This window comes from Streptomyces sp. NPDC054847 (genome assembly GCF_053610925.1).
The window spans coordinates 1-7,084 of the sequence record NZ_JBSGZJ010000374.1; the positions used below are offsets into that span (position 1 = coordinate 1).

7 protein-coding genes are annotated in these 7,084 nt (G+C 70.7%); 2 read left to right on the plus strand and 5 right to left on the minus strand.

The window, feature by feature from the left end; genetic code table 11:
- Positions 1-26: 26 nt before the first annotated feature.
- The 4 genes from ACWGH4_RS27530 to ACWGH4_RS27545 all read right to left on the minus strand — a co-directional run bounded on the left by ACWGH4_RS27530 (position 27) and on the right by ACWGH4_RS27545 (position 3,887).
- Complete coding sequence (locus ACWGH4_RS27530; protein WP_453465705.1) at positions 27-782, minus strand: AIM24 family protein; 756 nt, start codon at positions 780-782, stop codon at positions 27-29.
- 19 nt (positions 783-801) lie between these two features.
- Positions 802-1,482 carry an AIM24 family protein gene (locus tag ACWGH4_RS27535; protein ID WP_441264090.1) on the minus strand — a complete coding sequence of 227 codons (681 nt, stop codon included), beginning with the start codon at positions 1,480-1,482 and terminating at the stop codon, positions 802-804.
- 13 nt (positions 1,483-1,495) lie between these two features.
- Positions 1,496-3,157: a TerD family protein gene (locus ACWGH4_RS27540; protein ID WP_453465707.1), complete on the minus strand. Its 1,662-nt coding sequence runs from the start codon at positions 3,155-3,157 to the stop codon at positions 1,496-1,498.
- Positions 3,158-3,263: 106 nt separating this feature from the next.
- A complete protein-coding gene (locus ACWGH4_RS27545; protein WP_453465709.1) occupies positions 3,264-3,887 on the minus strand; it encodes a SprT-like domain-containing protein in 624 nt (207 codons plus the stop codon).
- 196 nt (positions 3,888-4,083) lie between these two features.
- Here ACWGH4_RS27545 and ACWGH4_RS27550 point away from each other — a divergent pair, with 196 nt between their 5' ends.
- Complete coding sequence (locus ACWGH4_RS27550; RefSeq protein WP_453465711.1) at positions 4,084-5,241, plus strand: ThiF family adenylyltransferase; 1,158 nt, start codon at positions 4,084-4,086, stop codon at positions 5,239-5,241.
- 45 nt (positions 5,242-5,286) lie between these two features.
- Complete coding sequence (locus ACWGH4_RS27555) at positions 5,287-6,675, plus strand: ABC1 kinase family protein (RefSeq protein ID WP_453465713.1); 1,389 nt, start codon at positions 5,287-5,289, stop codon at positions 6,673-6,675.
- 46 nt (positions 6,676-6,721) lie between these two features.
- Here the strand turns inward: ACWGH4_RS27555 and ACWGH4_RS27560 are convergent, their stop codons facing one another.
- Entirely contained in the window at positions 6,722-6,922 is a 201-nt protein-coding gene (locus tag ACWGH4_RS27560) for a hypothetical protein (RefSeq protein WP_441264085.1), read from the minus strand.
- Positions 6,923-7,084: the final 162 nt, after the last annotated feature.

The window sequence follows — 7,084 nt, forward strand, 5'->3', positions numbered from 1 at the left end:
CCCCTTACCCGTGCTGTGCTTCCGCGCTAGTTCCAGGCGTTGTTCTGGTTCTGGGCGTGGGAACCGTGCTGGCCGACTCCGAACTGGGCGCGCACGCCCTGCCCGAGATCGGCGTTCTGCGGCGGCATGACCTCGCTGGGCTGAACCAGGGCGAAGCCCTGGCCGAGGAAGCTGAGCTCCCAGCCCTCTCCGGTGTTGCCGCGGCGCCGGCGGACACCGGAGGAGTGCGTCTGCGCCTGCATCTGCACCCGCAGCGCCGAGGACCAGGCGACGATGGCGTCCGCGTCGACGTTGACGTACTTGTCCGGGGTGACCTGCATCATCAGCGGCTGGCCGGACGTCATCAGCGCGACCTTGCCCCGGCCCGAGATGTTGAGCTGGTACTTGCCCGACCCGGAGATGCCGTACTGGCTGTCCACCGCGATCACCTCGGTGTGCAGCGTGGAGTCGAGCGCCAGGACGTAGGCGCTGTCGACCGTCATGCCCTCCTGGTCGACATCCACCACGTGGACGTACTGCGCGAGGTTGGCGAAGTAGACCGTGCCCTGCCCGGAGCAGCGCATCAGGTCGAGACCCTCACCGGTGTTGGCGCGGGCCCTGCGCTGGCTGCTCGTCTGGTATTCGCCGTCGAAGTCGACGAGCCCCTGGTAGGCAACCATGGCGCCCTTGCGGGCCAGGATGTCGTCGTGGCCGGTTAGCGAGACCCGCAGGAGTTGCGGGTTCTGGACGACGTACCGGTCCTGGCTCTGCTGTTCTGTGTTGCTGAAAAGAGGACTCTGCATGATGTGTTCCCGCTCCCCCTCAGCCCCGGATCCGCAGGCGGTCGGTGCTGTCCTCGCTCGGCTGTACGACGACGATGCCCTGGCCGGAGAAGGCCATCTGGTAGGCCTCTCCGCTGCCCCGCCCGATCAGCGAGGACGCCTTGAAGCTGCGCTTGCCCTTCACCTTCAGGTTCGGGGACCAGGCGACGAGCGCGTCGGGGTCGACGTACGTCTCGTCCTCGCCGCGGCCGCAGTCGACGACGATCGGTGTGCCGCGTGAGGTCAGGGCCACCCATCCGGTGCCCGCGATCTCCACGTTCCACAGGCCCTGGCCGGCGAACTTGGCCAGGCCCTTGACCTTCTCGACGCCCCACTGGAGGTGCGCGTCGAAGGCGAGGACGTTCGTGCCGTTGACCGACAGGGAGTCGTTGTTGAGGTTGATGACGACCACGTCGGCGCCGTAGTCGGCGAGGTAGAGCAGGCCGTCACCGGAGCACTTCATGATGGGCGCGCCCTCGCCGGTCACCCACTGCGCCGCGACCTGGCGGACGGCGGGCGGGTTGGGCTCGTACTGGACGAAGCCCTCGTAGGCGACCATCGAGCCGGTGCGCGCGTACAGGTCCTGGCCGGTGGCCATGGCGACCTTGAGCATGGTGCGGCCGTGGTTCTCCATGCGGGCCACCACGGGGGTCGGGGCGAAGCCCGCGAGTTGCTGGTTCATTGACAGGGCTCCCTCAGACCTCGTACGGCTGGACGACGATGAAGTTGCCAGGGGCGCCCCGGAACTGGAGGTTCACGGTCTCTCCGCTGTGTCCCGGGTACGCGTTGCGGCGCAGCCGGACCTGGCTGGAGAGGATCACCTGCGAGGCGGCCGACCAGGCGACGACCGCGTTGCAGTCGGCGAACGTGGTCGGCGTGACCGGCAGGACCACGGGGATGCCGTGCGTCTTGACGACGACGGTGCCCGTGCCCTGGAACATCATCGTGAACAGCGCGCCGCCGGGAATGCCGTGGCCCTCGATGCGGCGGACCTCGTGCTGAAGGGACTCGTCGAAGGCGAGGACGTTCTCTGCGGAGACGCAGATCCCGTCGCCCTGGAGCTCGATGGGGTGCAGGTGCGAGCCGTCCTCGGCGAGGAACACCTGGCCGCGTCCGGTGCAGCGCATCAACTGCATCTCCTGGCCGGTGGCGTTCCCCACGACCCGGCCGGCGAAGCCCGCGCCCTTGTAGCTGAAGTCGACCTTGCCCTGGTACATGACCATGCTGCCCTGGCGTGCCAGGACGGGCATGCCGCCCATGGTCAGGTCGACCCGCATGAGCTGCTGGTTCTGCGGGGTCCACCGCTGGCCGGTGGCCGTCTCACGGTACGGCTGAAGGGCCGCCTGCAGGCCGGCGCCGGCCTGGGGCACACCCTGCGGAACGCCTTGCGGCATCCCGCCCTGCGGCATGCCGGGGGGCTGCTGACCGTACGGGGCGGGAGCCTGCTGGCCGTACGGCGACGGCATGCCGGGCTGCGGCATTTGTCCGGGGACCTGGCCGGGCATCTGACCCGGCATCTGCCCGGGAACCTGCCCGTACTGAGGCTGCTGCGGCGGTTGCCCGTACGGGGACGGAGCGGGCGGGGGGACGGTCCCGGCCGGCGGTGTCATCGGCGCCGCCATGGTCGGGGCGCTGTGCATCTGGGGCTGCGGGGCCGCGGGGGCCTGACCCGCGGGCGCGCCGAAGGCCGGCGCGGGCTGCGGCGTCTGGGGAGCCTGCGGCGCCTGAGGTGCGGGCGCGCCGAAGGCCGGAGCCGGGGCCGCCGCCTGCGGGGGCGGCGCGAACGACGGTGCGGCGCCCTGCGGTTGCTGAGCCGCGGGGGGCTCCTCCTCCGCGACCTCGCCGCCGAAGTTCTTCAGCAGAGCCTCGAGACCGCCGTCGAACCCCTGGCCGACGGCGGCGAAACGCCACACGTCCTTGAGGTAGAAGTCGCCCAGCATCACGGCGCGCTCGGTGGTGAACTCGGAGCCGGTGAAGGCGTACCGGACGACCTCTTCGCCGCCTGCGACGATGCGGATGTACCCGGGGCCGATCTGCGACATCTGACCGGCACCGTCGATCGTGGCGGTGAAGGACAGCCTGTGGATGTTCGCCGGGATGCGGTCGAGCGTGACGCGGAACGACTCGGTGTCGCCGGACTGCGCGCCGAGCAGCTGGATGGACTCCTCGGGCGACTTCGGCTGATTGAAGAAGATGAAGTACCGGTCGTCGGAGAGCTGCTCGTTGGCATCAAGTCCGAAGCAGCTGATGTCGAAGGTCAGACCAGGAGCCGCGATCTGCACGCCTACGTACAGATCCGTTCCCGGAGTGAGATCACTGATCTTGGCCTTGTGGCCGCGTTGGAATTCCCTGGCCATGCGTTACGACCGTCCCCCATCCCGAATTGAATGCGTCGCGTCAGGCTAACCGCTGGGCGTGAGATTGAGCCAAGCCGGTACACATTCGGTACAGGACCGTCGACGGTCACTCTCCGCGATCCGCGGGCAGGTGCGGCAGCCGGCCGGCGGCGACGACGCCCTCCAGGTAGCCACGGGCCCGCTCGGTGCGGGGATAGGCCTCCAGCAGCCGCCAGAACCGGGGTCCGTGACCGGGAACGAGCAGGTGGGCCAGCTCGTGGAGGAGCACGTAGTCCACCACGTACTCCGGCATGCCCTGCAGGCGGTGGGAGAGCCGGATGCTGCCCTCGGCCGGAGTGCAGGAGCCCCAGCGGGTGTTCTGGTTCGTCACCCAGCGCACGGACGCGGGCCTGGCACGCCCGTCGAAATACTGGGCGGACAACCGTTCCGCACGCTCCGTCAGTTCGGCGTCACCGAGTACCCGCTTGCTCTCCTGCGCCGCGAGCTTGTCGAGCATCACGCCCACCCAGCGCCGCTCCTCCGCCTCCGACATCCTCGCGGGGATCAGGACGATGGTGCGGTCACCCTCGCGGTAGGCGGAGACCGTTCTGCTGCGCCGGGCGCTGCGGCGGACCTCGACCGCGCTCGTCCCCGTTCCGCGGGGCGCGGGACGCTGCGCACTGCGCTGCTGACCTCCCGCGCTGTGCGGTGAGGTCTCCCCAGCGAGGCGAGCGGGTGGGTCGACGGGCACGGCCCCGACGTTACCCGCTGTCCCTGGGAGAAGTCGTGTCCCCGGACGCCGCACTCTTGATCCGCCCGATGGCTGCACCATTTGAACGACTAATACCCCGGACCTGTGGACAACTTTTCACACGCCTCGCCGCGGCCCCGCATTCTGACAACGGCTCGGAGCCAGTCCGAGCACAAAGACCGACGGGGGAAGCGGAATGCATCCGATGATGAAGCCTGCCTTGCGGCGGGCATGGCGGGACCGCCAGTCCGTGCAGTTCGGGGTGACGCCCGCGCATGCGGTGACCCTCGGGCCGGTCGACACCGCGACCGGCGCTCTGATGGAACTGCTGGACGGGACCCGGGGCCTGCCTCTGCTGCGCGAGGAGGCGCGGGCGATGGGCCTGCCGGACGGCCGGGCGGAGGCCCTGGTGCACCGGCTGACCGCCGCGGGCCTGCTCGACGACCCGACGGCCGGAGGTCCCGCGGCCGCCGCGCTGCGCAAGCGGGCGGCGGCCCATGACCGGCTGCGGCCGGACATCGCCGCTTTGTCCGTGATCCATCCCGAACCGGGCGGCGCGGCGGGTCTCGTGGCGGCCAGGCGGGCCATACGGGTCCAGGTCCGCGGAGCCGGGAGGGTCGGTGCGTCGATCGCCGCCACGCTGTCGGCCGCGGGCGTGGGGCGGGTCGAGGTACTGGACGGCGGAGTCACGGAGCCGGGTGATGTGGCTCCGGGCGGCCTGCCCGCGGAGGCGGTCGGCGAGCGCAGGGACACGGCGGCCCGGCGGCTCGTCCGGCGGGCGGCTCCCGACCGGCCTCCGCGTGCCGCGGAGACCGAGGACCCGGACGGCGGGCCCGGCCTCAGCCTGGTCGTCGTGGCACCGCGCGACGGGCTGGCGGCCTACGCCCCTGCCGCGAACGACGCCGAGGAGTGGATCGCGACCGGCACACCCCATCTCTATACGGGCGTTGTGGAGGCAACCGGCGTCGTCGGTCCTCTCGTGCTGCCGGGATGTACGGCGTGCGCGGGCTGCATGGAGCGGGGACAGGCAGAGCTCGATCCGGGAAGGGGGCGGCTGCTGGCACAGTGGCGCTCGGGGCGGCGCCGGACCGTGCCCGCCTGCGATGTCGCGCTGGCCACGGCCGTGGCGGGGACGGCCGCGTGTCACGCGCTGTCCTTCCTCGACGGTGGGGCACCCGTGAGCACCGGGGCCCGATGGGAGATTTCGCTGCCACAGCTGTCCTGGCGGTCGGAACGGATCGCACCCAACCTCGACTGTGCCTGCAGTGCGGCGGGGAAAACTGAGAGGAGGCACACCTCAGGAACAGCTCCGGCACACGACACAATGAACGGGTACACGCGGTCGGCGGAATGATGCCGTCGGCAAACGCGGCACGCTGTCTGGGATTTGGAGGGGCGCATGTCTGATCTTCCCCGGAAGGCGGTCACCCGGACCGCCAAGCTGGCAGCGCTGCCACTGGGATTCGCCGGCCGCGCCACATGGGGGCTGGGAAAGCGGATCGGCGGCAAGTCCGCCGAGATCGTGGCCCGGGAGCTGCAACAGCGCACGGCCGAGCAGCTGTTCAAGGTGCTGGGGGAACTCAAGGGCGGTGCGATGAAGTTCGGGCAGGCGTTGTCCGTCTTCGAATCGGCCCTGCCGGAGGAGATCGCCGGTCCTTACCGAGCCGCTCTGACCAAGCTTCAGGAGGCCGCGCCTCCGATGCCGACGCGGACCGTCCACTCGGTGCTCGAGGAGCGTCTCGGGGAGGACTGGCGTGAGCTGTTCCTGAGCTTCGAGGACAAGCCGTCCGCCGCCGCGTCCATCGGGCAGGTGCACCGTGCGGTGTGGCACGACGGGCGCGAGGTTGCCGTGAAGGTGCAGTACCCGGGGGCGGGAGACGCGCTGCTGTCCGACCTGGCGCAACTGAGCCGTTTCGCCAAGCTGTTGGGGCCGCTGATCCCGGGCATGGACATCAAGCCCCTCATCTCCGAACTGCGTGACCGCGTCTCGGAGGAGCTCGACTACGCGCTGGAGGCCCAGGCCCAGCAGGAGCACGCCGCCGAGTTCGCGGACGATCCCGGCGTGCTGGTGCCGGACGTGGTGCACCAGAGCGACCAGGTCCTGGTGACCGAGTGGATCGACGGCATACCGCTGGCCGAGGTGATCTCCGGCGGCACCCCCGAGGAACGGGACCGGGCGGGCCAGTTGCTGGCGCGGTTCCTCTTCTCCGGCCCGGCTCGCACGGGACTTCTCCACGCCGACCCGCATCCCGGGAACTTCCGCCTGCTTCCCGACGACGACGGCAAGGGCTGGCGTCTGGGTGTCCTCGACTTCGGCACGGTGGACCGGCTGCCGGACGGGCTACCGGAAACCATCGGCGCCTGTCTGCGCATGACCCTCGAAGGCGAGGCGGAGGCCGTCTACGGACTCCTGTGCGAAGAGGGCTTCGTCAAGGAGTCGATCGACCTCGACCCCGAAGCGGTGCTCGACTACCTGCTGCCGATCATCGAGCCGGCGGAGGTGGAGGAATTCACCTTCACGCGCGGCTGGATGCGCACCCAGGCCGCCCGGATCGCCGATGTCCGCTCTCCCGCGCACCAGCTCGGCAAGCAGCTCAACCTGCCGCCCGCATATCTGCTGATACATCGTGTGACATTGAGCACGATCGGCGTGCTGTGCCAGCTGAACGCGACGGTGCGGCTCCGGGGCGAGCTGGAGGAGTGGCTGCCCGGCTTCGTTGTGGAGGACGCCGCAGAGGCGGAGGAGGAAAGCGCGGACGGCGCCGCCGTACTGGAGGCAGGAGCCTGACGGCACCCGGAGCGGCTCCGGCGGACGGACAGCATGCGGGCGGCGGTCACCACCACTGCGGGTCGAGCCGGCTCTCGATCGCCCGGATGTTGTCACGGGCGCAGTCCTCGCAGAGGTAATGGCGGACGCCGTCCTCCACGGAGCAGGTCCAGGTCACCGGCGGCCCCTCGGCGACCTTGCCGCAGCCGGCGCAAACGATGCCCTCGTCCCCCGGCTGCTCGGGGTGGGGAGTCCTGTCCTGGTCCACCTCGCGACGATATCGCCGCCCGGCGGCGAGTGCGCGTCACCACGCACCGCGGGGGCCCGGGCGGGTGGGCCCGCCCCCCCGGGTGGGCGTCGCCGGGCCTGCATGTGCGGCCGGGGCCGGGGGCGGGGCGCGCGCCGCGACCCGCGCGCGGCGCGGCGCTGC

What these genes read in the sequence shown, in the direction of transcription:
- ACWGH4_RS27535 (WP_441264090.1), bottom strand. Translation starts at nt 1,482, where the DNA reads ATGAACCAGCAACTCGCGGGCTTCGCCCCGACCCCCGTGGTGGCCCGC.
- ACWGH4_RS27530 (WP_453465705.1), bottom strand. Translation starts at nt 782, where the DNA reads ATGCAGAGTCCTCTTTTCAGCAACACAGAACAGCAGAGCCAGGACCGG.
- ACWGH4_RS27550 (WP_453465711.1), top strand. Translation starts at nt 4,084, where the DNA reads ATGCATCCGATGATGAAGCCTGCCTTGCGGCGGGCATGGCGGGACCGC.
- ACWGH4_RS27540 (WP_453465707.1), bottom strand. Translation starts at nt 3,157, where the DNA reads ATGGCCAGGGAATTCCAACGCGGCCACAAGGCCAAGATCAGTGATCTC.
- ACWGH4_RS27555 (WP_453465713.1), top strand. Translation starts at nt 5,287, where the DNA reads ATGTCTGATCTTCCCCGGAAGGCGGTCACCCGGACCGCCAAGCTGGCA.